Source organism: Bdellovibrio sp. HAGR004 (genome assembly GCF_055397015.1).
This window is the reverse complement of record NZ_AP029176.1, coordinates 3,981,363-4,007,689: the sequence shown is the minus strand read 5'-3', so window position 1 is coordinate 4,007,689 and position 26,327 is coordinate 3,981,363. Positions and strand designations below refer to the sequence as shown.

The window sequence follows — 26,327 nt, the reverse complement described above, 5'->3', positions numbered from 1 at the left end:
TTGCTTATCCTTTAATCGCAGCAACGATCTTTTGAGCTGCATCAGTCAAGTTGTCGGCTGGAGTGATGTTCAAGCCAGACTCTTTCAACATTTTCTTACCAAGTTCAACGTTTGTACCTTCAAGACGTACAACCAATGGAACTTTCAGGCCCAATTCTTTGGAAGCTGCGATCACACCTTCAGCGATGATGTCACATTTCATGATACCACCGAAAATGTTCACCAGGATTCCTTTTACGTTTGGATCCTTCAGGATGATTTTGAACGCCTCAGTCACTTTCTCTTTGTTAGCGCCACCGCCAACATCCAGGAAGTTTGCTGGTTCCGCACCGTGCAATTTGATGATGTCCAAAGTCGCCATCGCAAGACCTGCACCGTTCACAAGGCAGCCGATGTTGCCATCAAGCTTGATGAACGCCAGATCGAACTTGGAAGCTTCGATTTCAGAAGGCTCTTCTTCGTTCAGGTCACGCATTTCAACGATATCTGGATGACGGAACAAAGAGTTGGAGTCGAAGTTCATCTTCGCATCCAAAGCAAATACGTCACCTTCTTTTGTTACCACAAGAGGGTTGATCTCTGCGATAGAGCAGTCAGTTGCGATAAATGCGTTGTAAAGACCCTGGAAGAACTTCACAGCCTTGTTAACAAGGGAAGGGTCCATACCGATCTGGAAGGCCAATTCGCGGGCTTGGAACGGCATCAAACCCACTGTTGGGTTGATGTCGACCTTTTTGATCGCGTTAGGATTGTGTTCTGCCACTTCCTCGATGTCCATACCACCTTCAGAAGAAGCCATCATTGCGGCTCTGCCGGTGGCACGGTCAATCAGACACGCCACATAGTATTCTTTGGCGATGTTGCAACCTTGTTCGATGAAGACTTTTTGAACAACTTTACCCTCAGGACCGGTTTGGTGAGTCACCAAAGTCATGCCGATCATTTTTTTGGTGAATTCAGCCACTTCGTCCAAAGACTTCGCAACTTTAACACCGCCGCCTTTACCGCGACCACCAGCGTGGATCTGAGCTTTTACAACCCAAACGCTTCCGCCGATTTCTTTTGCTGCAGCCACAGCTTCTTCCGGAGAATGCGCCAGTTTCCCTTTCAGGGTGGCCACTCCGTATTTTCTCAAGACTTCCTTCGCCTGATACTCATGAATATTCATTTAGATTTTCCCTTTTTATAGTTTTAAAAAGAAGTCCAGTGCTGCCACCTGTGGTGACAGCACATCCTGCGCCGGAGCGCGATTACTGAACCGTTTTAAGAGCGGACACCAAAGTGCGAACTGCATCCACAGACTTTTTGAACTCTTCCTGTTCTGCAGGAGTCATTTCAAACTTGTGAACTTTTTCGATACCTTTGCCACCCACAGTTGCCAGAACGCCCACCATCAGGCCTTCGTTCACACCGAATTCACCAGTCAGCTCTACTGCAACTGGAAGAACACGTTTTTGGTCTTTCAGGATAGCTTCAGCCATTTCAACCGCACCGCGGGAAGGAGCATAGTAAGCAGAACCTGTTTTCAAGTGGCCGCCGATTTCAGCACCTGCTTGTTTTGTTCTTTGGACGATCGCCGCGATCTTGTCAGCAGGCAATAGCTCTGTCAGAGGAATGCCGGATACGGATGCATGACGAACAAGTGGCATCATCGCATCACCGTGGTTACCGATCACGATACCAGTAACGTCTTTAACGGATACACCCAGCTCTTCAGCTATGAAGGTGCGGAAACGAGCCGAATCCAAGCAGCCACCCATGCCGATAACACGCTCACGAGGGAAGCCCAGGATTTGTTTTGCGTAAACAGCCATAACGTCCATTGGGTTACAAACAACGATAACGAAAGAGTTCGGAGCGAATTTTTTAACGCCTTCGCAGACATCTTTAACGATTTTCGCGTTGATACCAACAAGCTCGTCACGGCTCATGCCTGGCTTGCGTGGCATACCTGCAGTGATGATGACAACGTCAGAGTCAGCGATATCTTCGTATTTGTTTGTTCCTTTGATGTTGGTGTCGAACATCTCGATAGCGGATGCTTGAGCCAAGTCCAAAGACTTCCCGATAGCAGCGCCTTCATTCACATCAAGAACTACAACATCTCCAAGTTCTTTTTGAGCTGCCCAGTGAGCAGTAGTTGAACCAACGAATCCCGCACCAATGACGGCGATCTTATTTCTTTTGTGTGCCATTGTAATCTCCTTCAGGCATCAGAGCTTGCAGGACAAGGACCCCGACGAAGTGGACTTCGCAAGTGCGGTCATTCCCCTACAAGCTCTTAAAATGAATAGAAAAAATAAAAACTTGCGTTCGATGACCCATTCAATATCAAATCGTATTTAGAGACAACAATTACCGCTCGGCGCAGAGGCGCTTGGAGAGAGAATCTGGACCGGAAATGAGCATCATCAGCCTGCAAGACGTCACAGTGAGCTTTGAAGACCACACGGTTCTGAAGTCGATCGACCTGGAAATTCCGGCGGGGGAGTCTTTCGTCATTGTGGGCCCCAGTGGGCAGGGTAAAACAACCCTGCTGAAAGTCATGGCAGGCCTTGTAACCCCTCAAAATGGCAGAGTTTTTGTTGAACAAAAGGAATGGATAACGCTGAGCAGAAAAGAACGTCTTGCGGTGTTAAAAAAGGTGGGCATTTTGTTCCAAAAAAATGCCCTGTTCGATTCTTTGACCTGTGTTCAGAACATCAGTTTTCCGCTGCGTGAAACCACCCAGCTTTCGGACTGGGAAATAACAAAAAAAGCAGAGTACTTCTTGGATGCTGTTGGCATTCCTCATGCTCGTGATTTGTACCCCGATGAAATCAGCGGTGGGATGCAAAAGCGCCTGGGTATTGCCAGAGCACTTGCTCTAGATCCAGAGATTATTTTTTATGATGATCCGACTGCGGGCCTGGATCCAATCACTTCACGCAAGATCATTGAGCTGATTTTGAAGTTGAAGAAAGAAAAAGGCTCCACCATTGTTGCGATCACCAACGACATGAATCGCGCATTCCAAATGGCAGATCGAATCGGTGTGGTTGTCGATCAGGAATTAATCATCACCGGAACTCCAGAACAGACAAAAAATCACGCCGATCCTCGTGTGCATCAGTTTGTCAGAGGTCTTCTGCAAGGTCCTCTGACCACTACAGCCTGATTCTTTCTAAAAGTTCAGAAACTGGACGTTGACGAAAGGCTCACATTGCCGGTTGACCCACTGTCTTGAGCCCATCTAACATGAGAAGGTGATTGAGTTCAAAAACCTCGTGAAAAGATTCGGTACAAGGACAGTGCTCAACGGATTAAATCTTCAGATCCGCGAGGGTGAAATCATCTTTATCCTGGGGACATCCGGGACAGGGAAGTCCGTACTTCTAAAGAACCTGGTGGGTCTTCTGACCCCTGATGAAGGCGAAATCTGGATCGACAACGAAGAGGTTTCCAAATTTTCAGAAGAGCAATATCTTCCCGTTCGTAAAAAATGCGGGATGGTCTTTCAGCATCCGGCCCTTTTTGACTCTTTAAGTGTCTATGAAAATGTGGCTTTTGGACTTCGTCGCCACTATCAACTTTCAGAAGAAGTCATTCGCGAGAAGGTGACCAAAGCCCTCCGTCTGGTGAACTTGCAGGGTGTTGAACAAAAGCGTCCAGCGCAAATCTCTTACGGAATGCAAAAGCGAGTCAGCCTGGCCAGAACCGTGGCGCTAGAGCCGCGGATTCTTCTTTTTGATGAACCGACCACTGGCCTTGATCCTGTCACAACCACGGCCGTAAATCAGTTGATCTTAGATCTGTCGCGTGAGCTGAAGACCACCTCTTTGGTGGTCAGCCATGACATGAACTGTGCTCTGGCAATTGCGGATCGAATCGTGGTCTTGGATAAGGGTTCGATTGTTGCTCTGGGAACACCTGAGGAACTTAAGAAATCAGAGCACCCCTTGGTAAAAGATTTTTTGGCCGAGGTGCTGGAAGCATGACAGCAGTAATATCCCTTTTGGATCAGATGGGTGGAACACTGATGTTCCTTCAGAAGATTCTGCGCACGATTTTCTTTAAGAAACTAAAAACCCACGAGATCTTTGAACAGATTTGGAAGGTCACTGTGGATAGCTTCCCAACCACAGCGATGGCGGGATTCTTTGTCGGCGCGATCATGACCGTTCAGTTTGGAATGCAACTTAAGGAATTCGGTGCTTTGGGATATCTGGGGGCTTTGGCCACCAGTGGAACCTTCCGCGAGATCGGTCCATTGTTGATCGCCTTCATGTTGAGCGGAAAAGTGGGAGCTTTTACGTCGGCAGAGCTGGGAACTATGAAAGTGACCGAGCAGATCGACGCCGTTCGCTGCTTAGGGGCCGATCCTTTGCAGGAAATCATCGTCCCGCGTTTTATCGGGATTATTGTTGCCAGCTTCTTCCTTCTGGCGGCCGGCCTGGCGATGTCCGTTTTTGGCGGCATTATGATGGGCGAGCTCTTCGCCGGTGTTAATTATGAAGAATATCTGCGCCATGTTCCTTTGATTGTCAGCCCAGTATCCATTCTTACCGGGCTGATAAAATGCGGTACTTTCGCCCTGGTTTTGGCGACTGTTTGCACTTATCAGGGCTATTCCACCACTGGTGGCGCGAAAGGGGTGGGTCGCTCTGTTGTTACCACCGCTGTCACAACCATGATCTGTATTGTGGTCATGGATTGGATGACCAGCTTCATTGGTGACATCATTCTGACAATGATACGAGGGTACAGACCATGATTGCATTGATTGCAGAGACAATGACCGGTCTATTGACCCCGCCGTTTCGAAGAAAAGAGTTTTTCCAGCAGCTTTACTTTGTCGGCAACAAAAGCCTTGTGATTGTGGTTTTTTGTGTGTGTTTTGCCGCAGTCGTGACCATTCTGGAGTCTTCTTTCCATATGAAAATGGTCATTCAAAATGACTCGATGGTTCCGGGCTTCGCAGCTTTACTGATTCTGCGTGAGCTGGGAGCCATCGTCAGCGCTCTGCTCTTGAGCTCCCGTGTGGGGGCGGGATATGCCTCTGAAGTCGGATCAATGCAGATCACCGAACAAATTGATGCCCTGAAAATGTTGGGGATTGATCCAATCAACTATCTGGTGGTCCCACGTTTTCTGGCCTGTGTTCTGGGCGGAATGATGATAACGATTGTGGCCAATATGGCCTGTATTTTCTCTGCCATGGCAGTCAGTCAGCTTTATCTGGGCTACACACCCTCCATGTTTCTGACATCCATGCAAAGATTCGTGGATTTCAAGGATCTGATTTTTGCGATTATAAAAGGGGCTTGCTTCGGCGGAGTGATTCCACTGGTGGCCTGCTATTTCGGATTCCGATGTCAGCAAGGTGCCGAAGGTGTCGGAAGAGCGACGACAAACACGGTGGTCGTGTCTTCTGTTGCGATCATTGTGATTGATTTTATTTTGTCCTATACTTTTAGTTATCTTTATTAGGGGAACGTATGAAGGTTGAAACCAAGGTCGGTTTGTTGGCACTCGTCTCAGTTGTATTGATTGTGGTCTTTGCCTATTTCATGGGATTCATTTCACCGTTCTCCAACACCAAAGAACTTAATGTCATGTACAACTATGCGGGGGGGATTGAAGAAGGATCTCCGGTGCGGGTCATGGGTATTAAAGTGGGCAAGGTGAAATCCATCACTTTCGATCCGGGATACAAATCCGCGGACGGTGAAGAGGTGAAATTGCGTCTGACCATCACCGTCGATAAAAAAGCCTGGACCAGCGTCCGGAAAGATTCCAAATTCTTCATCAATCTGGCCGGTGTCATTGGGGAAAAGTTTCTGGAAATCTCACCGGGCTCAGTGGATTCGGGTGAATTTTCTTCCGGAGACTATGTTCGCGGTGAAGATCCTCCACGAGTGGATCAGCTGATCTCTCAGGGGTATGGTTTGGCCGGAAAGATCATTGAACTTGTGGAAAAAAATGAAGGCTCTGTGACCAGTATGATCCAGCAACTGAATCAACTGACCACCAACTTCAACAAAACGCTGGTGCTCTTGGATAAAACGACCAAGAACAAAGAAATGGCAAGATTGCTTGATAACGCGATTAAAATCAGCGATGACGTGGCATATTTGACAGGAAAAATGAGATCGAAGAAGGCGGAAGAGACTTATGAACTGGTTCATAAGCTTCTTTTCAGGCTGGAGCCTCTGGATGGTCCCACCATCCGCAAGTTCTTGCAGCAAGAAGGTGTAAAAGCCCGAGTTTTCTAAGATCTCCGCATCAAAGGGAGGTCCTATGTTAAAAATATCTATCCGTAAAGTGGCTATGGCTGCCGTTTTCTTCGCGGCAACGCAGGCTCAAGCCGAAGTTTTTCTGGGCGCGGACTCCACCTCAATTAACACGAAAGCCCGATCGATCGAATCGGAATACGCTCAAGGCATGCGCGACGAGCGCCTCGGAAACACATTTGCCTCCACCCTTAGTATGCGCGACAAACTAAAAGTTGGTGCCGGCCTGTCTGTCGGGGGCGCCTTGGGAACTCTGGGGTTCAACATGGAGTTTAACATCGAAGACGCTGATGGGGCGTTGGCTGGTTTTGGAACGGGTCACGGTTACAACTCTTTCCAACTGGCTTGGAAACATGCTTTTGAAGGGGACTATTTGGCCCCTTATATGACGGCCGGATATTCGCGCTGGTACAACTCTAACGGAAGTACGTCCGCCGCCAAAGAATCCGGAATTCTGGACCGTGTTTTGACCACGGAAGAGAAAAGAACCGGCCGTTTTGGCACAGATTTTGTGAATGCAGCGTTTGGACTGCAATATAATCAGCTTTCCGGCGACTTCCGCGGGGTTTCAATCTTCGGAGAACTGATGGCCATGTATGAAGTGAAGAGATCTGTGTTGTTGCCAACAGGCGCCATAGGAGCCCTCTATTACTTCTAAGACGGTTGGTGAAAAGGGCCCAATCGACTGCGTTGTCGGGGCCTCTCCTTCACTTCGACGTGCTTGGAGCACGCCTCCGTTTCGGAGAAACCCCTCCGCCTTGCGCTTGAACCCTTTTGACCAACCTTGATTCTCGGGTTGGTCTTTTTGTTTCTGGCTCTCGCTTCGCGAGTCGCGGGCGCTGCTTGCTTTGCAAGTCGCTTCTTGGGGAATCTTTTGTTTTTTTCTTTTGAATTAAGAACGGATTTTTCCTTTTCAGGAAAAATATTATCGACCGGAGAATGGCTCTGGTGGCGGGTTTCAGGGCATAAAAAAACCCCAGAGTTGCCTCTGGGGTTTAGTTTTTAGAACTAAAAACTAGTTCCTAAGAAAAACTACTTTGCAGCTTTCTTAGTAGCTTTCTTAGCTACTTTTTTTGTAGCTTTTTTAGCTACTTTTTTAGTAGTAGTTTTTTTAACTGCTTTTTTTGTAGCTTTTTTAGCTGCTTTCTTTGCCATGTGCTCCTCCTAGGATGCAAACGTTGTTGTTGTTTCTTAACTTACAAAACTGTACTTGCTTTAAGTTTTCCCAATTCGACCACTGACGTCAACAAAAAATTTACCTTGCATATTTTTTGCGAGCATTCGGGTTCTTGGAGGTGCCCTTTGCTCATCGTTTTTTCGATTTCGCTGTTCGGACATGCGCTCGTTAACCGAATACTTTCATCAGTGGCGCGGGAATTTGCATTCTCTCAACACTGGGTTCGATCTTTTTCGATCATGAACTTGGTTGTGATCTGCTTTTTCATCGCGTGTGTTGCCTCAACACCCACCTTGCTCTGGCTTTTCATCGGCATTCTTTGGATAACTTTAAAGTTTTTTCCCAAGATTTTGCGTTTTTTCCTGATTCGACGACTGCAAAGTGCGCTGATTCCGCTGCTTGACTGTGTGATTCTGGGTTTGCAAACGGGAAAATCTTTCCGCTCATCGCTTCATGCGGGCATCGAATCGCAAACCGGTTGGGTGCGTTTGCAGCTGTTGGAGGTTTTTGAATCGCTACAGCAATCCGATGAAGTCATCGGCGTGAAATCCGCTCTGCTCAAAGGTTTCCAGTCCGAGCTTCGGGATATTGATCGCTCGCAAAGCCGCTGTTTGGATCAGGTCAAAGCACTTCGCCGGCACTACAAGATGCTTGAAGATTTTCGACGTAGGTCCGGACAAGTCAGTCAGCAGATCAAGATGCAGGCGATAATTGTCACCGCCCTTTACCTCGCGCTTTTTGTCTTTGTGATTGCGCAGTTTGGATTTCAAAAACACAAAACTCTGCTGCTCGGCTCCACATTTGTGTTCGTAGCGGGCTTATTTTCCATTTTTTATATCGGTCGGAGGATGCAATGGAAGGTGTAGCGCCCCCTTTAAAGCTTTTGTTGGACGTAAAACGCGCGGTGGAACGAGGTCAATCCGTGCGTCAGGGTGTTTTGAGTTATCTAAAAAACGAAAAAGACGATTTAACCCCGGTCGTCGCGCAATGGTTGGCGCTTTTACAACAAGGACAAGACACCAAAGAGTGCCTAATGCAGCTTTCATCGCTGTACCGACGCAGTTTATTGCAGATTTTGGAGCGTGGGCTGCGGGGCGAGGCCATTTATAGCGTGCTTTTGCAGCTCGAAACAGAGTTGGTGGAGGCCTGCCAGGAGGAAATATCAAATAAAGTTGCACGGTTGCCGTTTATTCTGCTGATTCCTTTATTGCTCTTTCAGTTTCCGGCCTTCCTGATGCTCCTTTTTGGTCCGCTTCTTCAAAATTTTTTTCACTCTTTGGGAGGGGGGTGATAGAGTGCCCTTTGTTGGAGGATTCCTATGGCTCAGGCTGACAAAAAGCAAGCTGCCCTTGAAAAACTGGTGGATGAGTTGATGAAAGATCAACCCAGTCGTCAGCTCGTCAAACAGCTCACAACCGAGCTTGGAATGCCTTATTCCTTGGACCCGATGACTCAAATCAATACGGTTCTGCAGTCTATGAACACAGTCTATCTTCGCTCCAACAGAAGAAGAGACTTAGAAAGATAGTTCTCATGTCACAAATTTATGGTTCGATTCTGGAAGCGATCGGTAACACCCCGATGGTACGTCTAAATAACGTTACTAAGGGCTCTAAGCACACCTTCTTTGCGAAAGTGGAATACTTCAATCCCGGCGGCAGCATCAAAGACCGCGTGGCTGTGGCGATGATCGAGGAAGCTGAAAAGCGCGGTCAATTAAAGCCCGGCGGCACCATTGTTGAAGCCACTTCCGGGAACACTGGGGTGGGCCTGGCTTTGGCCGCATCTGTAAAAGGTTATAAGTGCATTTTTGTGATGCCGGAAAAAATGAGCGAAGAAAAAAGAGCTATTTTGCGTGCCTATGGCGCCAAAGTTGTCATCACACCGATGGTTGAGCCGGAAGATCCTCTCAGCCACTATTCCGTATCAAAAAAGATCGCTGAGGAAACTCCAGGGGCCTTCTTGGTGAATCAATACCACAATCCTGACAACCCTGAGCGTCACTATCGCACCACAGGTCCAGAAATCTGGAAGCAGATGGATGGAAAAGTGGACGTGATTGTCGGGGGAGCGGGGACTGGTGGAACTCTTTCTGGTATCACTCGCTACTTGAAAGAAATGAATCCACAGGTCAAAGCGATCTGTGCCGATCCGATCGGAAGCATCCTTTATGATCTGTACTACCATAAAAAGATCGTTGATCCACCGGGCTCTTATAAAGTGGAAGGCGTTGGTGAGGACATGCTCCCTGACAACGTTCACTTGGATATCTATGACGGCTTTGAACGCGTTTCTGATCCCGAGGCCTTTGCGATGACCCGCCGTTTGGTGGCTGAAGAAGGTTTGCTAGTGGGGCCTTCCAGTGCATTGGCATTGGTGGGTGCGATGAAAGCGGCTGAAAAGCTGGAAAAACCTTCCAACATCGTTGTGATCTTCCCAGATAGCGGCCGCGCTTACCTGAGCAAGGCCTTCAATGACAAATGGATGGTGGAAAATGAATTCCTGACTGCGGCTGAGACGAAAGATGTCTTTAACCGCGTAGTCACTGCACAAGAAGCTTTGGCAGATCTTAAAAAGTAATAGACAGGTGATGATATGAAAAAAGTAACGGAAAATTTGGGTTTCTCAACACGTGCGATTCATGCTGGACAAGCTCCGGATCCATCCACGGGCGCAATTATGACGCCGGTTTATTTGACCTCGACTTACGTACAAGAATCTCCGGGTGTGCATAAGGGCTGGGAATATTCCCGCACGCACAATCCTACTCGTCACGCTTATGAAAGCTGCATGGCAAGTCTTGAAGGTGGGAAACACGGTTTTGCGTTTTCTTCCGGATGTGCTGCAACAACCACGGTTTTGCACCTTCTTAAAGGTGGCGATCATGTGGTTGCGATGGATGATATGTACGGCGGCACCTTCCGTTTGTTCGATAAAATCCTAAAGCATGACGGCATTGAGTTTTCTTTCGTGGATTTGACGAAGGTTGAAAACTTTGAAAAAGCCGTAAAGCCAAACACGAAGCTTGTATGGCTGGAAACGCCGACCAATCCGACTTTGAAGCTGGTGGATATCAAAAAAATCGCAGCCATCGCCAAAGCCAAAGGCATTTTGGTTGCCGTGGACAACACGTTCATGAGCCCCTACTTCCAAAGACCTTTGGAGCTGGGTGCAGATATCGTGGTTCATTCTGCGACGAAATACATCGGCGGCCACAGTGACACTGTTGGCGGCATGGTCGTTGTATCCCGCGCGGATCTGGCAGAAAGAATGGCGTTCTTGAGCAATGGTATCGGTGCGACTCAAGGGGCGTTTGATTCCTTCATGTTCCTGAGAAGTTTGAAAACTTTGCCACTTCGTATGAAGGCCCATCAGGAAAATGCCATGGCGATTGCGAAATTTTTGGAATCTCATCCAAAAGTGGACAAAGTCATCTATCCAGGTCTGGAAAGCCATCCTCAGCATGCTTTGGCGAAAGAACAAATGCATGGTTTCGGTGGGATGATCACGTTCTACATCAAGGGCGGCCTGGATTCGGCTCGTAAGTTCCTGGAAAACGTGAATGTCTTTTCATTGGCTGAGAGTTTGGGAGGGGTTGAGTCCCTGATCGAGCACCCGGCGATTATGACGCACGCCTCCGTTCCGCCTGAAAACCGCAAGGCTTTGGGGATCGATGATTCCCTGATCCGCCTTTCTGTGGGTGTAGAGGATCTGAACGACCTGATTGCCGACCTTAAAACTGCTTTTGATAAGGCTTAACTGTTGACATGCAGGGGGCCAATGGATAAACCTTTGGTCTCTTTGAACGCATAAGTTCCAGTGGCTTGGTAGCTCAGTTGGTAGAGCAGAGGACTGAAAATCCTTGTGTCGGCGGTTCAATTCCGTCTCAAGCCACCATTTTTCTTCAAAAGTTCAAAGCAACTAAACCCGCTTCATCAGCGGGTTTTTTCGTTTCTGGCCACCTTAAGAGCGGATGAACTATTTCTTCGAAATAAACGGATGATCTTTTAAGTAAAATCGCAGCGGCCACCGGGCGGCTTCGCCGGCATAATCCACACCAATGCGCGGACGGGATACGATGGATTTTGATGAAACCTTGAAAGCATCCTCGCTTACATAAAGGGGAGAACTTTTCTTCCACAGCTTCACACCGTCTTCTTTGCGATCTATTCCATAGAACTTACAAAGCTTTCCGGGACCGTTGGTTTTGATGTCCTTCTTTTTCACATCTGGCAAAGCGGGCAAAGGTTGAACGGCGCGAATTAAAACCGCTTCGGGATGTTCGTGAGTCCGTGTGACGAAGTTCAGGCAATAGTACATCCCATAGATCATGTAGATATAGGCATGTCCTCCGTCCAGATACATCGAGCGGGTTCGCTCGGTGCGACGGTCCCCGAAAGTGTGGCAGGCCGGATCCTCAACACCCAGATAGGCCTCCGTTTCAATAATGCGCGCACTTTGAATTCCATTGTCGGTGCGAATGTTCAGCACTTTCCCCAGGAGCGATTGGGCCACCGATGTTGTGTCTTCAAAATAGAACTCTTGGGGCAGAATCATGATGTGCGGCAGATGAAGCTGACCTGGCGTCCGGATTTTTCTTTGTCGCGACGGTACGAATGGAATTCGTTGTTGGTGACGGTGTCGATATGCAGATCAAAAAGACGGTCCATGGATATGCCTTCTTGTTCTAGCTGCTGGCGCACGATCAGATTCAAATCCACCAGGGACTTGCCATTTTCCAAAGGCGAAAAATAGCCGCCTCGTTCCTGGGGGCTGAGCGGTCCCAGGCTTGTCAGGATCTGATCGCGAACGTCGTTGCCGACTTCAAAGCTGTTTTTTTGAATGTGCGGACCGATGATCACGTCCAATTCAGAAGCTACAGCCCCTTTCTCAACCAGCATTCGCACGGTCTTGGGCACGATTCTGTTGGCAACTCCGCGCCATCCCGCATGGGCTCCGGCGATCAATCCGGTCGTGTGATGATAGAAAAGAACCGGAACACAGTCGGCCGTGATCACACACAGAGCCAGATCTTTGGTCGTGCTAAAGTGAGAATCTGCAATGACCTGATAGTCCTGAGAATTGTCGGGACTTTCCACCACCGCATCGCTGTGGATTTGCTTTAAACGAACGGTGCGAAATTGAGGATAGGCTTTCTGGATGTCGGCGTAGGAGGCCGAGGCATTCCCGAACAAAGCGGTGATGTACGGTGTGCGCAGTTCATAACCCAAAGGAGTTTGCTTTAGATTCATACCAACCCCCATTTCTTTAGCAGGATTTGAATTTCTTCCGGCCAGTCTTTTTGAAAGAACATTCTTTCACTCGTGCGAGGGTGAGTGAAGCCCAATTCGGCTGCATGAAGCAGGAAGCGGGAAAGCTGTCGGACATCTTCCTGGGATCCGCGTGCTTCGATGCTTTTGATTTTTCGGTCAGCACCATAAAGGATGTCTCCGGCAATGGGCAGTCCGCTTTCAGACATATGCACGCGAATTTGATGGGTGCGACCGGTTTCAAGTTTCAGCTTCATATAGCTGAAACCGCCTTTTCTTTGCAGAACATCATAATGGGTGACCGCCCATTTTCCGATGTCAGGAGCGTCTTCCTGACTGGTGATCGGTTTCCGATCTTCTCCCAGTACAGAAGCATATCTTTTGCGATCCACGGGGTGGCGAGCCAGGAAGCTTTTGACGGTCCCACTCAAAGTGCGGGCCGTTCCAAGGCAGACGGCATAATAAATTCTGTGTGTGCTGCGCTCTTTGAATTGAGAGGTCAAAGATTCATGGGCCTTGTCGTTTTTGGCGATGACAATCACACCACTGGTTTCTTTGTCCAGGCGGTGAACAATGCCGGGACGTTCTTCGCCAAACTTCATGGAAAGATCATCGGTGTGAGCAATCAACGCATTCACCAAAGTGTCATGCGCATGACCGGCTGCCGGGTGTACCACCAGCCCAGCGGGTTTGTTGATGACGATCAGATCTTCATCTTCAAAAAGGACATCCAGCTTCAGATCATAGGGCTGAAGCTCTGTCGGTTCTGGTTCGGGAAGTTGAATTTCAATCAGATCGTTTTCTTTAACCGCAACAGAAGCTTTGGCTGGTTTGCCATTGAGTAAAACCGCGGAGGATTCCAAAAGATGAGCCGCGCGAGAGCGAGTGCCCACCTCTTCAATAAGGGCCATGGCTTTATCAAGGCGCAGCCCATTCATCTCTGCGGTGGCAGTGACTTGAATGGTCGTCGTGGGAGTCTTATTTTCCAAGATTGTTTTTAAAGCTCTTCATGTAAGAGTCCGCGACTTTTTTATCATCCAGACCCAGGGCTTTGGCAATTTGTACCACATAACCGCGCACAAATACGATGGCGGGCAGATTACCGGCATCCATATTCTCAATGGCAGTGACGTAGTAGGAATTGATCTTTGTGATCTCACTCATTTTGGCGACAGAGATTTGCTTGTATTCACGAACCTTCTTAAGGAATTCGCCATCCCACTCTGTGCGGGCCGCGACTTCTTTTTCGAAAGCTTCATTTTTCTGATAGGCCGGAGTACTCTTTTCAGCTTTGGCTTCAGGGAAAACCTGTTTGCTGGCTTCCAGGATGGAGGCATAAGTCAGATCATTCAAAGAGGATCTGCCGCTCAAAAGACGCTGATCATAAATTGTTCGCAGGATTTTATTGCCCAGAACCTGATAGGCTTCCTCGATCACCACAAGAAGCTCACGCGCCTCTTGTTCAGAGAAAATAGTGTAGATCGCAGGATTGTCGCCAGAATAAGTGGCACGAGCACGCTCATACGCCGTCGTCACCTCGTGTTGAGGAGCGTTGGCCGTTAGCTCTAGAACTTCGTAATAGTTGTATCGAGACGTCGCTTGCATCGTAGCTATTATACTACGGCGCGAAGCTCCTCGGGTGCAATAAGTTGTTTGCAGGTTGCCAAAAATTGTCCTGCAAGCGGAGTGAATGGTTGGGCCACAAGAACGTGTTCTCTTACACGCACTGACTGCCACACTGCATTGTCGTAATCGATGGCGCCTGCGTAGTCGATTCCCAAATCATAGTATTTGTTACAAACGCTTTTCATCGAAAAGCCAAGTTCTTCATTGGCCTGATTGCGGGAAGAGTTCACGATCAAGCGAACTGGCGTGGAGGAAAGCGCCTCAAAGAAATCATAGTGAATACCCGAGGCATCCTTCAGATAAGAGCGGAAGGAGAACGGTTTTGCCAGGGTTCTTTGACGGTGGTTACGCAAAGTGGAAATCATGTTGCCATAGGCATCCGGAGTCGCGTTGGCTTTCAAAGAGTGGCAAACGAAGGACTCGATAAAACGATAGGTTTTTTCAATACTGGTGGGTTCCGGAGTTGTGATCAGGAATTTTTCGTCAGCAGCCTTGAAGAGCTCCAGGTGAGCCTCCAAAGCGCCCGCGCCCATGTCGACAATGACATAATCCGCGCGCAGATTTTTCAGTTCTGGAATCAGATTCTGAATTTGATTGTAGGAAAAGTCTGTCGGAGTCCAGGAATCCCAGAAACCCTGAACATAAGAAAGATGCGGGAACGGAGTCGGGATCACCAGCTCTTGCAGGGTTTTGGCACCTTCAAAGTAATGACGAATATTCATGTGGGAGGGTTGCAGCCCCAACACGGTGTGAACGTTGGAACCACTCAGATCCAGATCCACAATCGCTACGGAATGTCCAAGTTTGGACAGCGTGATGCCCAGGCTAGTTGAAACAAAAGTTTTTCCCACTCCGCCTTTACCAGAGGCGACAACCCATAGCTTTGTGTCTTGTTCTTTGTTTGTGCGAGAAGTTTTAAAGTCCAATACAGCCTGATCCATGGATGCATCCTCTTTTTGCTATTTCAGTGGGGTGATAAGAATCCCTTTTTTAGTCTCTTCGGCTTCAGACGCGCGAATATAAAGAGGAATAAAAGATTTCCAGTCCAAAGTTTGACCGCTTTGCGCTCTTTTTTCAGCCATCAAGCCCAGAGTGGAAGCCAGCGGATAGTCTGGAATATCAGAATTTCTGTGCATCAGGCTGCGCAGAGGTTCAGGAAAGTATTCGTTGTAAGCTTCCCAGCCATCACCGACCACCAGCACCTCTTGACGGATATGCTGGGACAGATCACGAACGGGGATCGCCGCCGGACCTTGCAGGTAGCGGGGCTCTGGACCTGTCATGTCGAATAAACCCAGATACACCATGTTTTTGTAGGCATTGATAATCGAAAGAACCGGTTTTTCAGATCCGCGGGCCCTTTCCGCAAGCAGCACCAGGGAATCAATCGTCACCATGGGTTTACTGAAACTGTAGGCAAAGGTTTTTCCGGCATTGGCAGCCACACGAATGCCAGTGAAGCTGCCCGGTCCCTGCCCCACAGCAAAGACGTCGATGTCTTCCAGGCGAAGTCCGGCTTTGTTCAGACAGTGTTCGGTGAAGGGGCTGATAATTTCGCTATGGGTTTTCTGGCGCAGAGTGGTTTCCTCTGCAATCACTTTTCCATCAACAATAACCGCAACACCGCCGACGGCGGTGCTGGTTTCCATAGCTAGTATTTTCATAGGCCCAGTAAACGTGTGAAGTCGTTAAACAGAGCAAATATCATAAGACTCATCAGGATGGCCAGACCCACTTGCTGTGCAATCTCCATTTTTCTAAGACTTAAAGGGGCTCCTTTGACCAGTTCGATCACATAGAACACCAAGTGACCGCCATCCAGCACCGGAACCGGAAGCAAGTTCAGAATGAACAGATTCACAGAGATAATGGCCATCATCTGCAGGAACTGTGTGATGCCGATTTTGAAGGTTTCGCTTGCTGCCTGACCGATAGAGATCACGCCGCCGATATTTTTCGGCGAGATCTTGGCCTGGAACAGACGCACGAAGCTCATCACCGTCATGACAGAGACTTCCCAAGTTTTCTCTGTGCCGCGAATCAAGGCATCAATTGGATTGGACGAGCGCAGAGTCATCAGTTCCGGCATGGCGATATTGGCAATCGGAGAGATCCCGATCGTATAACGCTTTTCTTCGGCACCTGCAGCGGTCATCTGTTTTGTCATCTTCGGAGTGATTTCCAGGTCGATGGTTTTTCCATCACGAACCACAGAGAGTGCGACCGGCTTTTGTCCATCAAAGGACTTGATGTTGTTCAGGACATCTTCCCACTTTTGCAAAGTGACCTGATTGATCTTCACCAAACGGTCGCCCGGGCGAAGACCCGCGGCCTGAGCCGGAGAGCCTTCAAGAACACGCGCCAGATACAGTTCCGAGCTTTCAAGGCCCAGGTTCTGTAAAGAGAAGGACTTGAGGGACGCCGACGGGGCCATGGTGATTGTGATGGTTTTTGCCGTCTTGTCGCCTTCGCGCTGACCCAGGACTTCCAGGGTCAAAGGCTCTTGTGTGTTCAGTTTAGCCAGTGTGGAGTCCAGCTGTCTCCAGTAAGACACCTTCACACCGTTGATGCTGGTAATGCTGTCACCCGTGCGCAGACCCAAAGCATGCAGGGGAGACGAGGCAAAAACACCCACCGTTGTACCGGCAGAGTAAGGGGAGATCCCTTCCACGTTGGCGATATAGTCGAAGCTGGAAAGCACATTGGGATTCGGTTCAGGTTTTGCGGTGACGGAAATCACTGCGGATTCGCCGGTAATTTCACGCTTCACATCGACATCCAGATGCAGGTCGTGACTTTCTTTCAGGCTCAGTGCGCGTTGAACGTCTTCCCAGGTGGTGATGGGTTTCTGATTGATGGTAACGATTTGATCCCCAGAGCGGAAGCCCGCCGTGTAAGCCGGGGAGTTCACCGCCACATCACCCAGGACCGGAGTCTTTGCGTCTTCGCCGATCAAAGCCACGACAAAGAAGACCAAAATTGCAAAGAAGAAGTTCATTAGGGGGCCGGCCAGAACAATGGCAATACGCTGCCACACATTTTTGTGTGTGAAAGAAACTTTCTTGTCTTCTTCGGAGATGCCTTCACCGTTTTGTTCGCCGAACATCTTTACGTACCCACCCAGTGGAATCAGGGAAAGGGCGTAAGTAGTGTCACCGCGCTTGTAAGTCAGAAGTTTTTTACCAAAACCCAGACTGAAAACTTCAACGCGAACACCGCACCAGCGTGCGACCAGGAAGTGACCTAACTCGTGAACAAAAATAAGGATTCCGAGAAGGATGACAAAGGGAACGATTGCGGAAAGGCCTGATTGTAAGAATGAGAAAATATCCATTCACCCATTGTAAAGGGAGGCCGGGAATAAGGGGTAGAAAATTAAGGGTTTTCCTCCCTGCGGCTCGACGTTTCTCTTAGGACAAAAGATGAGAGAGAATCAGAACTCCGGCCAAAACAACAGGACTTGCGAACAGGACACCGTCGACTCGATCCAAGACACCGCCATGGCCTGGCATGATCTTGCCGGAATCCTTAACGTCGGCCACACGTTTCAACAGGGATTCGAAGAAGTCTCCGAATTGACCGACGAAACCGGACAGACCGCCTAAAACCAGGAACATGGGAAGTTGGTGTTCCGGGAACAGGAACAACCAACAAATCAGACCCGCGAAGACCGAACCGAAAATGCCGCCAATAGAGCCCTGCCAGGATTTTTTAGGGGAAACAGACGGCATGATTTTGGTTTTGCCAAATAGCACACCAAAAACGTAAGCCATCGTATCGCCAGCAAAGACTACTGCGAGCAGGAAGATAAACCAGGAAAGACCATAGGCCTGATCCAACAAGCGAAAGGCAAATGAAGGCAAAAGCCCCATGTAGAACAAGCCCAAGGCGGATTTGGCTTGGAAAGACGCCATAAGCTCCAGATTGCCTTCTTTGTGTGACGTCAGAAGAACAGCAATGATCATTGCGATAGTGGAAATCGCATAGATGATGGACCCCGTGCTGAGGGATGTGATGGAGGCGGCAAAAACCAAGACGGTCATCGCCATAAAAAGAATTTTCAGTAAGACAGACTTTTCACGATGGAAAAGGATGTTTGTCAGCTCCCAAGTGCCCACCACGACGACAAAGCCAACGGCGATCTTCAGACCGTTGATTCCCAACGAAACATAAAGTCCGGTGATGATGGCCAGGGCGATAAGGGCTGAGACGGCTCTAGTTAGAAAGCTTTTCCACGTTGTCATTTGCTGAGACCTTGCCGAAACGGCGTTGTCTCATTGCGAAGGCCTGCAAGGCTTCGTCAAGGTGAGACTCGGTGAAGTTAGGCCACAGAGTTTCGGTAAAATAAAACTCTGAGTAGGCAGCTTGCCACAATAGGAAGTTCGAAAGTCGTTGTTCGCCACTGGTGCGAATAATGAGATCCGGATCCGGAGTGGGGAAAGTGCTCAGGGATGAATTGATCATGGATTCGTCGATGTCTGCGGGAGAAAGCTCTCCGGCAGCGACTTTTTCCGCCAAATCGCGAACAGCCTGAGTGATTTCCTGGCGAGAGCCATAGCTCAAGGCAAAGACCAGATTTAAACCTGTGCATTGAGCTGTGGCTTCGATGGATTTTTCGATGGCATTGGCAACATCCAGAGGAATGCGGGACAGATCCCCGATCACCGAGAAGCGGATGTTTTCTTTGACCAGATTTTCAGTTTCACGTTTCAGATAGCGGCGCAGGATCAGCATCAGCAGGCTGACTTCTTCCTGTGGACGGAACCAGTTTTCGGTGCTGAAAGCGTAAAGGGTCAGATTTTTGATCCCACGGCGCGAGCACGCCGTGATGATCTTCTTGGCAACGCGAGTGCCCTTGATGTGGCCGAACGTGCGCGGACGACGCTTGAGCTGAGCCCAGCGCCCGTTTCCGTCCATAATAATAGCAACATGTTTTGGCAAACTCACGTCGGGTCCTGAGGATTAGATCGTCAAGATCGCTTTTTCTTTTTCTTCAGCAACCTGATCGACTTTTTTGATGAAATCGTCAGTCACTTTTTGGATGTCTGCTTCGGCTTTTTTGCCTTCGTCTTCGCTGACAGCCTTATCTTTTTGAAGTTTTTTAACTTCATCGTTGGCATCACGACGAGCCATACGAACAGCCACGCGTGCTTCTTCAGCGATCTTTTTAACTTGTTTCGCCAGGTCTTTACGGCGCTCTTCAGTCAAATCAGGAACTTTCAAGCGGATCACTTTACCGTCGTTCATAGGGGCCATGCCCAACTCAGACTTGATGATAGCTTGTTCGATATCTTTAAGAATAGCCACTTCCCAAGGTGCAATCAGGAAGGATTTTGCATCTGGAGTGGAAATAGATGCCACCTGAGATAGTGGGGATGGAGTTCCGTAGTAATTTACACGGATACCGTCCAACATGGAAACCTGAGCACGGCCTGTGCGAACCTTTTTTAGTTCTTCAGACAAAGCATTCAGAGTCTTTTCCATTTTTGCTTGTGCGTTCTTTTTAACATCAGCGATTGCCATAGTTGTCTCCTTAATCCGTTTTCACGTCTTGTGGGCGCGATTAATGTACCAGTGTACCGATGGTTTCGCCCTGAACCGCCTTCAGAATATTTCCAGGCTGAGTCAGGTCAAAGGTGATAATAGGAAGTTTGTTGTCCATGCACATGCTGATGGCCGTGGAGTCCATCACCTGAAGTCCGCGGTTGAGCACGTCGATGTAGCTGATCTTGTCGAATTTCTTCGCGTCAGCGTGTTTGGCAGGGTCTTTGTCATAGATGCCGTCCACTTTGGTCGCCTTCATGATCACTTGAGCGTTAATCTCCATGGCACGAAGGGAAGCCGCTGTATCAGTAGTGAAGAATGGATTTCCGGTGCCTGCACCGAAGATCACGATACGACCTTTTTCAAGGTGGCGGATGGCTTTACGACGAATATAAGGTTCCGCGATCTCAGCCATTTCGATGGCAGTTTGAACGCGGGTAGGAACGCCTTGTTTTTCCAAAGCGTCCTGAAGAGCCAGGGCATTGATACATGTCGCAAGCATACCCATATAGTCGGCACTTGCGCGATCCATGCCCTCTGCAGAAGCGGCAACACCGCGATAGATGTTACCGCCACCGATTACCAGACCGATTTGAACGCCTGCTCTGTAAGCCTCTGCCACGTCCTGCGCAATCTGTGTGATCGTCGCAGTGCTGATACCAGTCCCTTGCTTTCCAGCCAGGGCCTCACCACTTAGTTTTAGCAAAATACGCTTATAAACAGGCTCTTTCAAACTAGTGTCCTTTCATCTGAGCAGCAACTTCAGCTGCGAAGTCGTTGACCTTTTTCTCGATACCAGCGCCCAATTCGAAACGTACGAAACGCTTCACGGACACCTCAGCACCAACTTCTTTGCCAACTTCTTTAGCCAAGTCAGAAACTTTCAAGTCTGGGTTTTTAACGAATGGTTGGTCAACCAAGCAGTTTTCAGCCAAGAACTTGCGGATTTGACCTTCAACGATCTTTTCGATCATTTCTGGTTTTTTGCCGGACTCAAGATTTTTTGCAGTCAGGATCTCTTTTTCTTTAGCTACAACATCAGCTGGGATTTCAGCAGAAGAAATAGCCATTGGGTTCATCGCAGCGATGTGCAAAGCAACGTCTTGAGCGAAAGTTTTCAACGCAGGATTGTTTGTCGCTTCTGGTTTGGAAGCGGCAACTTCGATCATAACGCCGATTTTGCCTTCACCGTGGATGTAAGTGTGAACCACTGTGTTTGCAGAAGCTACGTACTTCTCGAAACGACGGATAACGATGTTTTCACCGATAGTCGCGATAGCTTCTTTCAACATGTCGCCAACTTTTTTAGTTGGGTTTTTGTGGAAAGCTTGCTCCAGGATGTCGCCAGCAGCGTTAACTGCGTTCAACATATGGTGAGCAACATCAAGAACCAAACCTTTGAAGCCTTCGTTACGAGCAACGAAGTCAGTTTCAGAGTTGATTTCAAGAATAACTGCTGTGTTACCAACTGTTTGAGCGAAGACAGTACCTTCAGCAGCAACACGGTCAGCTTTTTTAGCAGCAGAAGAAAGACCTTTTACGCGCAACCATTCAACAGCGGCATCGAAATCGCCCGCAGTTGCCTCAAGCGCCTTTTTGCAATCCATCATACCTGCGCTGGTTTTTTCTCTAAGTTCTTTAACAAGAGTAGCGGAAATAGACATTAGGAAGACTCCTTAGTTTTTTTGTCTCCCGTTGGCCGGGAACAACAAGATAAATTAAGTTTTAATACGTAAAGGACAAAAGAAAGGGTGGCTGGGCCACCCTTCTTTGCGATGTCTGTAGATTACTCTGCAGACTCGTCAGTTGACTGACCTTGTTCAAGCTCAGCTTGGATCTCAACTTCTTCTGCTGTACCAGCAGCAACAAGTTTACGAGCCTTAGTGGCTTTAACAACCGCTGGACCAGCAGCTTTTTTAGGAGCTTCTTTAGCACCAGCTTTTGCAGCGCCACGGCGCTTAGGAGCTTCTTCTTTGCCTTCTGCTTTTGCTTCTTTAGCTACGTCAGACTGTTTGTCAGTCATAGTGCGAAGTTTACCTTCCCACTCTTTAGCGCCTTCAAGGTAAGCATCAGCGATCAAGTTAGCGAACAACTTGATAGAGCGGATCGCATCGTCGTTTCCTGGGATTGCGTGCTCGATAGACTCTGGATCAGAGTTTGTATCAGCGATACCAACTACAGGGATACCAAGACGTTTTGCTTCAGCAACTGCGATGTGTTCTTTTGGAAGATCCACTACGAACATTGCAGAAGGCATTTCTTTCATGTCGCGGATACCAGCCAAGAACTCAGTCAGGCGAAGGTATTCTTTTTCAAGCTTCGCGCGCTCTTTCTTAGTAAGGTAGTTGAATTCACCTTTTTCTTTCATGGTGTCGATTTTGCGAAGACGATCGATAGAAGACTTGATCGTTTCGAAGTTCGTCATCATGCCACCCAACCAACGTTTAGTAACGTGGTACTGACCGCATTTTGCTGCAGCTTCTTGGATTGGTTCGATCGCTTGTTTTTTAGTTCCAACGAAGATCAAACGACCACCGTTAGCAGCGATTTCTTTTACGAACTCAGCAGCTTTGTTAGCGCGTACAACAGTCTTTTGCAGGTCGATAATATGGATACCGCCGCGAGCTGTGTAAACGTAAGGTTTCATTTTTGGGTTCCAACGCTGTGTTTGATGTCCGAAGTGGACGCCAGCGTCTAGCATTTCTTTCATGGTCACTTGTGCCATGGTAGTACTTCCTTTCTGGTTAAAACGTCCCCGCAGGTAGAGCCAGCTTCTTTTGTTCGCCGGAAGACCCCCTTTTTCAGTACTTGGGGGACCAGTTAATGCCTGTGGGTGCTTATTGTTGGACTCTCGGGATATCACAGGGCGCCATTGACCGCAAGCAGTCTTTCAAGAACCTTTTTGAGACACTTTCATTACAACTCCCAGGACTCATCAAATATTGTTTAGATACGGCGAGTCGCGGCCGATAAGTTACCTAATCAATCCCTAATGAAGAACGTGTATGGTGGGAAATGAAACAGTCAGAAGGTGAGCGCAATCACCCTGAAGTGCAAAAGATCTTTGATCAGCAGTCTCGGGAAATCCATATTCGAGTGGACCGGGGTTTTAAAATACTTCTTTTAATTCAATGGCTTGTGGCAATCGTGGTGGGTATTTTGGTGACTCCCTCGACGTGGGTCGGGTCCTTTAGTGGGGCCGTCGAAAACGCTCTGGTGGGGCTGGTTTTCGGGGGGCTGTTCAGTTTGCCGGCCATTTATTGTGTCCACGTCTTTGCTGGGGAAAGGTTCACCCGTTATTTGGTGGCCGCCTCACAGATGTGTTTCTCGATCCTCTTTATTTATCTGGCCGGGGGGAGGATCGAGTCCCACTTCCACGTGTTTGTTTCCCTGGCGGCTTTGGCCTTTTATAAAGATGTCGGGGTCCTGGGCTGGGCCTCCTTTATCGTGATTGCCGATCACATTTTACGCGGCCACCTTCTGCCGATGTCTTTGTATGGACAGGAAGAGCATGCTCAGTGGCGCTGGATTGAGCACAGCTTGTGGATCCTGCTTGAAGATATCATCCTTATAATCGGTATTGAACGTCTTCGATTCGAGTTGCAGGAAATGGCCTATTCAAAGTTTCAGCTGATGAAGGCCCGCGAAGAGGCGCTGCAACTGTCCTCCATCAAATCCAGCTTTCTTAGTAACATGAGCCATGAAATTCGCACACCCTTGAACAGCATCATTGGTTTTGCCGACATTCTCAGGGATACGCCGCTGGACGAAGAACAGCAGGGGTATGTTGGCACCATTCATCGCTGCTCGGATTCGCTTTTGCATTTGCTCAACGATGTTCTGGATATTTCGAAAATTGAAAACGGGCTTTTGCAGATTGATCGCCATCGTTTTGATATCAAGGAACTCCACAAGGATATCCACAGAATATTTGCGGTGAAATGTCAGGAAAAAGGACTGCAGCTGCAGGTCCATGTTGATGAAACCATACCGTCTTTTGCTCTGGGGGATTCTCATCGTCTCCGTCAGATTTTGATGAATCTGGTGGGAAATGCCGTGAAGTTCACCGACAAGGGCTCTATTCACGTCAGCTTGCACCGCGATCCGCTTGTGGAATCTCGCTATCATTGGGCAATTCGTGACACGGGCCGGGGGATTAAAAAGGAAAACTTAAACAAGCTCTTCCGAAGCTTTGTACAGGAGGATGCCACGGTGTCGCGGACCCACGGGGGCACGGGACTGGGGCTGATGATTTGTAAAAATCTGGTCGAGCTGATGGGAGGGAACATCGTGGTGGACAGTAAGGTCGGCGAAGGCACGGTCTTTTCCTTCACACTTCCTTTGGATGAGGCATAAAAAAAGCCCGAAGTTGTCTTCGGGCTTTTGATTGGTGTGAAATTACCTTAGAGAACGGCTTCAGTCATCGGTTCTTCGACGGGAGCCGGAGAGTCCTCTGTAGCTTCTACATTGAAGCCCAGGGAAGCCACGATCATCTCAGCCTGCAACAAAGAGCCGATCAGATTTTTCTGGTCATTGACCGTGGAAGAGGCGATCCACAGGTTTTCCAGTTCCGGCATTGTCATGTTTGCGCTCAGCTTGATGTCGCCATTGCCAGCGATGATCGGAGCGACAAAGATTCTTTCCAGCTTCAGGTTGTCCAGAGCCTCGGGATAAGCGCGTTTGATCTGGCGTTTGATCTTCTTAAGGGCCATGCCGACAACTTCACTGTCTTCGGTAACTTCCTGTTCGATGAAAGTCATCCATTGAGAGGCCTGAAGAGTTTCCCCTTCAATTTCCACCGGAGCGTGGAATTTACCCACGCAAGGGCCGATTTCATCCTGGGTTGTGCCGTTGAGAACGTGCATCGCTGTTGAGTCCGTCACCGGTTTGGCATGACAGATATCCAAACACAATGCTGTCCAGTAAGTGTTCTTTGCCAGTTTTGTGCGGGCGCGGATCGAGATCGCATCTTCAGGCAGAAGCAGGGCCAAATCCTTCACTGTGCCAGCAAAGATGAAGTTCTGTGCGTGCAAGGTTTTAGAACCGTTGATAGTCACATGTGTAACACGCTCGCCTTCCTGGTGGAACTTGGTCACATAAGAGCGAGGCAGGAAGTCGCCTTTGAACTTTTCAAAAAGCATCTGCGTCCACTGGAATGGTTCTACCGCCAAATTCAGTCTTTTGGCGCCAGTGAAATAACTGAACTCTTCATAGAAAGCTGGTGGCGTGTCGCCAAAGCCCAGGAAGGTTTTGAAGTTTCCACCTTCGTAAGTGATCGGGGATTCTTCAGAGGCGTCCTGAACGACTTCAACGTTGATCAGATTTGATAAAAAGCGCATCGCTTTTTCAGCGGAAACGGAATCAGGAACAAAACGAAGTCCGTTATTCATCGGACCGGTCGGGAAGTTCACCTTCCTGTTGACCCCAAAAGGAACGTCCGCGGCTTCAATAAGCGCGATGTTTTTGGTTTCACGGCTAAGTGCCGCTGCGATGCTAAGTCCTGTAAGTCCACTGCCAATAATTGCGTAATCGTAGATATGAGCCATGACTTAACCTTCCTCAAAAGGAAGACTCTTTGCAAGCGGCAAACAGACGAAATCTTAGCTAACGCATTTGATCAAAACGCGGAGAGCGGCTCTGACTGAGGGTTTGAGCCAGGCATGCTTATCGAGTAGGCACGCAATATGAGGAGAGTGCCGATAGTAGGTGGCAATAAATTTTCTGCCCCAGATGTGATTACGCAATTTCATGTCACGGAAAGCCCGTAGAGCCATGACTTCGCTAGAGCGCGAGTCTTCAAAGGCCGCCGTTGCGATAAAGCAACGAGGACGTTCTTTGTCGGACATTTTCAGGAACTGTTTGACGATATGGGGGTTCTTGGCCGTTTTCTGGAACGACTCGGCTTTGCGGATAATGTCCGGGTAGATCGGCGTGAACTGAATGAACATGGAAAGCTGCTTGGCCGCTTTCATCATGCGATCCTGATACTTTTCGTGTGTATCGTAAATTCGCATCAGATCCCAATACACCGAAGCCACCACGGTCAGTTCGGTGGTGCGTGCGCTTTCTTTGAAAGCCTCGGGTTTCAGAATTTCACCTTTTTTGATGTCAAAAACGATATCCAGGATTTTCAGATATTTCTCATAGGAAATCGCAGCCTCAGAATACAGTTTCTGAGTCATGCACATGCGAGCTTTTTTTATCAGCATCACGCGGCTTTTCCACAACTGAAGACGATGCTGTTCGCGGGCGCGTTCCTGCTGCATCAACACACCACCACTGCTGGTGGCGACCGTGCGCTTTAAATCCGAGATGCAGCCCGCACAAACCTGTGGAGGCAAATTGCTTTCGCCAGCGGCCTGAAGCTTGGAAATAAGCTCCGGATCCACCGGGTGCAATTCAGTAACTTGTATTCCGCAGCGAGGGCATTGAATCATT

Annotated in this window: 30 protein-coding genes and 1 tRNA gene; 13 read left to right on the top strand and 18 right to left on the bottom strand. The window is 48.7% G+C overall.

The window, feature by feature from the left end:
- Positions 1-4 precede the first annotated feature (4 nt).
- Positions 5-1,168, bottom strand: coding sequence for an ADP-forming succinate--CoA ligase subunit beta (gene sucC, locus ACZ5ZV_RS19900; RefSeq protein ID WP_464118991.1), 1,164 nt, complete (start codon positions 1,166-1,168; stop codon positions 5-7).
- 82 nt (positions 1,169-1,250) lie between these two features.
- A complete protein-coding gene (gene mdh, locus ACZ5ZV_RS19895; protein WP_464118989.1) occupies positions 1,251-2,195 on the bottom strand; it encodes a malate dehydrogenase in 945 nt (314 codons plus the stop codon).
- A 206-nt stretch (positions 2,196-2,401) separates the two neighbouring features.
- Between mdh and ACZ5ZV_RS19890 the strand changes: the two genes are divergently transcribed.
- The 6 genes from ACZ5ZV_RS19890 to ACZ5ZV_RS19865 all read left to right on the top strand — a co-directional run bounded on the left by ACZ5ZV_RS19890 (position 2,402) and on the right by ACZ5ZV_RS19865 (position 6,930).
- Positions 2,402-3,157: an ABC transporter ATP-binding protein gene (locus tag ACZ5ZV_RS19890; protein ID WP_464118987.1), complete on the top strand. Its 756-nt coding sequence runs from the start codon at positions 2,402-2,404 to the stop codon at positions 3,155-3,157.
- 133 nt (positions 3,158-3,290) lie between these two features.
- A complete protein-coding gene (locus tag ACZ5ZV_RS19885; RefSeq protein WP_464118983.1) occupies positions 3,291-3,977 on the top strand; it encodes an ABC transporter ATP-binding protein in 687 nt (228 codons plus the stop codon).
- Positions 3,974-4,753 (top strand): MlaE family ABC transporter permease, encoded by a 780-nt coding sequence (locus tag ACZ5ZV_RS19880; protein WP_464118981.1) that lies wholly within the window; start codon positions 3,974-3,976, stop codon positions 4,751-4,753. Before ACZ5ZV_RS19885 ends, ACZ5ZV_RS19880 begins: the two co-directional genes overlap by 4 nt.
- On the top strand, positions 4,750-5,469 hold the full coding sequence (locus ACZ5ZV_RS19875) for an MlaE family ABC transporter permease (RefSeq protein WP_464118979.1): 720 nt from the start codon (positions 4,750-4,752) through the stop codon (positions 5,467-5,469). Before ACZ5ZV_RS19880 ends, ACZ5ZV_RS19875 begins: the two co-directional genes overlap by 4 nt.
- Positions 5,470-5,477: 8 nt before the next feature.
- Entirely contained in the window at positions 5,478-6,254 is a 777-nt protein-coding gene (locus tag ACZ5ZV_RS19870) for an MlaD family protein (RefSeq protein WP_464118977.1), read from the top strand.
- Between the two features lie 25 nt (positions 6,255-6,279).
- A complete protein-coding gene (locus tag ACZ5ZV_RS19865) occupies positions 6,280-6,930 on the top strand; it encodes a hypothetical protein (RefSeq protein WP_464118975.1) in 651 nt (216 codons plus the stop codon).
- 374 nt (positions 6,931-7,304) lie between these two features.
- Here ACZ5ZV_RS19865 and ACZ5ZV_RS19860 read toward each other — a convergent pair whose 3' ends face one another.
- The gene (locus tag ACZ5ZV_RS19860) at positions 7,305-7,427 is read right to left on the bottom strand and encodes a hypothetical protein (protein ID WP_464118973.1); all 123 of its coding nucleotides are present in this window, start codon (positions 7,425-7,427) and stop codon (positions 7,305-7,307) included.
- 105 nt (positions 7,428-7,532) lie between these two features.
- On the opposite strand from ACZ5ZV_RS19860, the gene ACZ5ZV_RS19855 reads away from it, so the two are divergent.
- The 6 genes from ACZ5ZV_RS19855 to ACZ5ZV_RS19830 all read left to right on the top strand — a co-directional run bounded on the left by ACZ5ZV_RS19855 (position 7,533) and on the right by ACZ5ZV_RS19830 (position 11,346).
- Positions 7,533-8,315 carry a hypothetical protein gene (locus tag ACZ5ZV_RS19855; protein WP_464118971.1) on the top strand — a complete coding sequence of 261 codons (783 nt, stop codon included), beginning with the start codon at positions 7,533-7,535 and terminating at the stop codon, positions 8,313-8,315.
- A complete protein-coding gene (locus ACZ5ZV_RS19850; protein WP_464118969.1) occupies positions 8,303-8,740 on the top strand; it encodes a hypothetical protein in 438 nt (145 codons plus the stop codon). The genes ACZ5ZV_RS19855 and ACZ5ZV_RS19850 overlap by 13 nt, the downstream gene beginning before the upstream one ends.
- A 27-nt stretch (positions 8,741-8,767) precedes the next feature.
- Positions 8,768-8,977: a hypothetical protein gene (locus tag ACZ5ZV_RS19845; RefSeq protein WP_262555249.1), complete on the top strand. Its 210-nt coding sequence runs from the start codon at positions 8,768-8,770 to the stop codon at positions 8,975-8,977.
- A gap of 5 nt (positions 8,978-8,982) precedes the next feature.
- A complete protein-coding gene (locus ACZ5ZV_RS19840; protein WP_464118967.1) occupies positions 8,983-10,029 on the top strand; it encodes a PLP-dependent cysteine synthase family protein in 1,047 nt (348 codons plus the stop codon).
- Between the two features lie 15 nt (positions 10,030-10,044).
- Positions 10,045-11,208, top strand: a complete 1,164-nt coding sequence (locus ACZ5ZV_RS19835; RefSeq protein ID WP_464118965.1) for a cystathionine gamma-synthase — start codon at positions 10,045-10,047, stop codon at positions 11,206-11,208.
- 62 nt (positions 11,209-11,270) lie between these two features.
- A tRNA-Phe gene (locus tag ACZ5ZV_RS19830) sits at positions 11,271-11,346 on the top strand.
- A gap of 81 nt (positions 11,347-11,427) precedes the next feature.
- Here the strand turns inward: ACZ5ZV_RS19830 and ACZ5ZV_RS19825 are convergent.
- The 13 genes from ACZ5ZV_RS19825 to rpsB all read right to left on the bottom strand — a co-directional run bounded on the left by ACZ5ZV_RS19825 (position 11,428) and on the right by rpsB (position 22,614).
- A complete protein-coding gene (locus ACZ5ZV_RS19825; protein ID WP_464118963.1) occupies positions 11,428-12,006 on the bottom strand; it encodes a DNA-3-methyladenine glycosylase in 579 nt (192 codons plus the stop codon).
- Entirely contained in the window at positions 12,003-12,701 is a 699-nt protein-coding gene (pgeF, locus tag ACZ5ZV_RS19820; protein ID WP_464118961.1) for a peptidoglycan editing factor PgeF, read from the bottom strand. The genes ACZ5ZV_RS19825 and pgeF overlap by 4 nt, the downstream gene beginning before the upstream one ends.
- The gene (locus ACZ5ZV_RS19815; protein ID WP_464118959.1) at positions 12,698-13,708 is read right to left on the bottom strand and encodes an RluA family pseudouridine synthase; all 1,011 of its coding nucleotides are present in this window, start codon (positions 13,706-13,708) and stop codon (positions 12,698-12,700) included. The genes pgeF and ACZ5ZV_RS19815 overlap by 4 nt, the downstream gene beginning before the upstream one ends.
- Positions 13,698-14,324 (bottom strand): helix-turn-helix domain-containing protein, encoded by a 627-nt coding sequence (locus ACZ5ZV_RS19810; protein WP_464118957.1) that lies wholly within the window; start codon positions 14,322-14,324, stop codon positions 13,698-13,700. The genes ACZ5ZV_RS19815 and ACZ5ZV_RS19810 overlap by 11 nt, the downstream gene beginning before the upstream one ends.
- 8 nt (positions 14,325-14,332) lie before the next feature.
- Positions 14,333-15,286: a P-loop NTPase gene (locus ACZ5ZV_RS19805; protein WP_464118955.1), complete on the bottom strand. Its 954-nt coding sequence runs from the start codon at positions 15,284-15,286 to the stop codon at positions 14,333-14,335.
- An 18-nt stretch (positions 15,287-15,304) separates the two neighbouring features.
- Positions 15,305-16,009 carry a tRNA (adenosine(37)-N6)-threonylcarbamoyltransferase complex dimerization subunit type 1 TsaB gene (tsaB, locus tag ACZ5ZV_RS19800; RefSeq protein ID WP_464118953.1) on the bottom strand — a complete coding sequence of 235 codons (705 nt, stop codon included), beginning with the start codon at positions 16,007-16,009 and terminating at the stop codon, positions 15,305-15,307.
- Positions 16,006-17,679 (bottom strand): RIP metalloprotease RseP, encoded by a 1,674-nt coding sequence (rseP, locus tag ACZ5ZV_RS19795; RefSeq protein WP_464118951.1) that lies wholly within the window; start codon positions 17,677-17,679, stop codon positions 16,006-16,008. The genes tsaB and rseP overlap by 4 nt, the downstream gene beginning before the upstream one ends.
- A gap of 76 nt (positions 17,680-17,755) precedes the next feature.
- Positions 17,756-18,589, bottom strand: coding sequence for a phosphatidate cytidylyltransferase (locus tag ACZ5ZV_RS19790; RefSeq protein WP_464118949.1), 834 nt, complete (start codon positions 18,587-18,589; stop codon positions 17,756-17,758).
- Positions 18,561-19,292, bottom strand: a complete 732-nt coding sequence (locus ACZ5ZV_RS19785; protein ID WP_464118947.1) for an isoprenyl transferase — start codon at positions 19,290-19,292, stop codon at positions 18,561-18,563. Before ACZ5ZV_RS19785 ends, ACZ5ZV_RS19790 begins: the two co-directional genes overlap by 29 nt.
- A 15-nt stretch (positions 19,293-19,307) precedes the next feature.
- Positions 19,308-19,868: a ribosome recycling factor gene (gene frr / locus ACZ5ZV_RS19780; RefSeq protein ID WP_464118945.1), complete on the bottom strand. Its 561-nt coding sequence runs from the start codon at positions 19,866-19,868 to the stop codon at positions 19,308-19,310.
- 40 nt (positions 19,869-19,908) lie between these two features.
- The gene (gene pyrH / locus ACZ5ZV_RS19775; protein WP_464118943.1) at positions 19,909-20,622 is read right to left on the bottom strand and encodes a UMP kinase; all 714 of its coding nucleotides are present in this window, start codon (positions 20,620-20,622) and stop codon (positions 19,909-19,911) included.
- 1 nt (position 20,623) lies between these two features.
- Positions 20,624-21,553, bottom strand: a complete 930-nt coding sequence (gene tsf / locus ACZ5ZV_RS19770; RefSeq protein WP_464118941.1) for a translation elongation factor Ts — start codon at positions 21,551-21,553, stop codon at positions 20,624-20,626.
- 122 nt (positions 21,554-21,675) lie between these two features.
- Positions 21,676-22,614 (bottom strand): 30S ribosomal protein S2, encoded by a 939-nt coding sequence (gene rpsB, locus ACZ5ZV_RS19765; RefSeq protein ID WP_464118939.1) that lies wholly within the window; start codon positions 22,612-22,614, stop codon positions 21,676-21,678.
- A gap of 290 nt (positions 22,615-22,904) precedes the next feature.
- On the opposite strand from rpsB, the gene ACZ5ZV_RS19760 reads away from it, so the two are divergent.
- Positions 22,905-24,245: a sensor histidine kinase gene (locus ACZ5ZV_RS19760; RefSeq protein WP_464118937.1), complete on the top strand. Its 1,341-nt coding sequence runs from the start codon at positions 22,905-22,907 to the stop codon at positions 24,243-24,245.
- Positions 24,246-24,292: 47 nt separating this feature from the next.
- Here the strand turns inward: ACZ5ZV_RS19760 and ACZ5ZV_RS19755 are convergent, their stop codons facing one another.
- Both ACZ5ZV_RS19755 and ACZ5ZV_RS19750 read right to left on the bottom strand, forming a co-directional pair.
- Complete coding sequence (locus tag ACZ5ZV_RS19755; protein WP_464118935.1) at positions 24,293-25,435, bottom strand: NAD(P)-binding protein; 1,143 nt, start codon at positions 25,433-25,435, stop codon at positions 24,293-24,295.
- 54 nt (positions 25,436-25,489) lie between these two features.
- Positions 25,490-26,326, bottom strand: a complete 837-nt coding sequence (locus ACZ5ZV_RS19750; RefSeq protein WP_464118933.1) for a CFI-box-CTERM domain-containing protein — start codon at positions 26,324-26,326, stop codon at positions 25,490-25,492.
- Position 26,327 lies beyond the last annotated feature (1 nt).

What these genes read in the sequence shown, in the direction of transcription:
- sucC (WP_464118991.1), bottom strand. Translation starts at nt 1,168, where the DNA reads ATGAATATTCATGAGTATCAGGCGAAGGAAGTCTTGAGAAAATACGGA.
- mdh (WP_464118989.1), bottom strand. Translation starts at nt 2,195, where the DNA reads ATGGCACACAAAAGAAATAAGATCGCCGTCATTGGTGCGGGATTCGTT.
- ACZ5ZV_RS19890 (WP_464118987.1), top strand. Translation starts at nt 2,402, where the DNA reads ATGAGCATCATCAGCCTGCAAGACGTCACAGTGAGCTTTGAAGACCAC.
- ACZ5ZV_RS19880 (WP_464118981.1), top strand. Translation starts at nt 3,974, where the DNA reads ATGACAGCAGTAATATCCCTTTTGGATCAGATGGGTGGAACACTGATG.
- ACZ5ZV_RS19875 (WP_464118979.1), top strand. Translation starts at nt 4,750, where the DNA reads ATGATTGCATTGATTGCAGAGACAATGACCGGTCTATTGACCCCGCCG.
- ACZ5ZV_RS19870 (WP_464118977.1), top strand. Translation starts at nt 5,478, where the DNA reads ATGAAGGTTGAAACCAAGGTCGGTTTGTTGGCACTCGTCTCAGTTGTA.
- ACZ5ZV_RS19865 (WP_464118975.1), top strand. Translation starts at nt 6,280, where the DNA reads ATGTTAAAAATATCTATCCGTAAAGTGGCTATGGCTGCCGTTTTCTTC.
- ACZ5ZV_RS19860 (WP_464118973.1), bottom strand. Translation starts at nt 7,427, where the DNA reads ATGGCAAAGAAAGCAGCTAAAAAAGCTACAAAAAAAGCAGTTAAAAAA.
- ACZ5ZV_RS19850 (WP_464118969.1), top strand. Translation starts at nt 8,303, where the DNA reads ATGGAAGGTGTAGCGCCCCCTTTAAAGCTTTTGTTGGACGTAAAACGC.
- ACZ5ZV_RS19845 (WP_262555249.1), top strand. Translation starts at nt 8,768, where the DNA reads ATGGCTCAGGCTGACAAAAAGCAAGCTGCCCTTGAAAAACTGGTGGAT.
- ACZ5ZV_RS19840 (WP_464118967.1), top strand. Translation starts at nt 8,983, where the DNA reads ATGTCACAAATTTATGGTTCGATTCTGGAAGCGATCGGTAACACCCCG.
- ACZ5ZV_RS19835 (WP_464118965.1), top strand. Translation starts at nt 10,045, where the DNA reads ATGAAAAAAGTAACGGAAAATTTGGGTTTCTCAACACGTGCGATTCAT.
- ACZ5ZV_RS19825 (WP_464118963.1), bottom strand. Translation starts at nt 12,006, where the DNA reads ATGATTCTGCCCCAAGAGTTCTATTTTGAAGACACAACATCGGTGGCC.
- pgeF (WP_464118961.1), bottom strand. Translation starts at nt 12,701, where the DNA reads ATGAATCTAAAGCAAACTCCTTTGGGTTATGAACTGCGCACACCGTAC.
- ACZ5ZV_RS19810 (WP_464118957.1), bottom strand. Translation starts at nt 14,324, where the DNA reads ATGCAAGCGACGTCTCGATACAACTATTACGAAGTTCTAGAGCTAACG.
- ACZ5ZV_RS19805 (WP_464118955.1), bottom strand. Translation starts at nt 15,286, where the DNA reads ATGGATCAGGCTGTATTGGACTTTAAAACTTCTCGCACAAACAAAGAA.
- tsaB (WP_464118953.1), bottom strand. Translation starts at nt 16,009, where the DNA reads ATGAAAATACTAGCTATGGAAACCAGCACCGCCGTCGGCGGTGTTGCG.
- rseP (WP_464118951.1), bottom strand. Translation starts at nt 17,679, where the DNA reads ATGGATATTTTCTCATTCTTACAATCAGGCCTTTCCGCAATCGTTCCC.
- ACZ5ZV_RS19790 (WP_464118949.1), bottom strand. Translation starts at nt 18,589, where the DNA reads ATGACAACGTGGAAAAGCTTTCTAACTAGAGCCGTCTCAGCCCTTATC.
- frr (WP_464118945.1), bottom strand. Translation starts at nt 19,868, where the DNA reads ATGGCAATCGCTGATGTTAAAAAGAACGCACAAGCAAAAATGGAAAAG.
- tsf (WP_464118941.1), bottom strand. Translation starts at nt 21,553, where the DNA reads ATGTCTATTTCCGCTACTCTTGTTAAAGAACTTAGAGAAAAAACCAGC.
- rpsB (WP_464118939.1), bottom strand. Translation starts at nt 22,614, where the DNA reads ATGGCACAAGTGACCATGAAAGAAATGCTAGACGCTGGCGTCCACTTC.
- ACZ5ZV_RS19760 (WP_464118937.1), top strand. Translation starts at nt 22,905, where the DNA reads ATGAAACAGTCAGAAGGTGAGCGCAATCACCCTGAAGTGCAAAAGATC.
- ACZ5ZV_RS19755 (WP_464118935.1), bottom strand. Translation starts at nt 25,435, where the DNA reads ATGGCTCATATCTACGATTACGCAATTATTGGCAGTGGACTTACAGGA.
- ACZ5ZV_RS19750 (WP_464118933.1), bottom strand. Translation starts at nt 26,326, where the DNA reads ATGATTCAATGCCCTCGCTGCGGAATACAAGTTACTGAATTGCACCCG.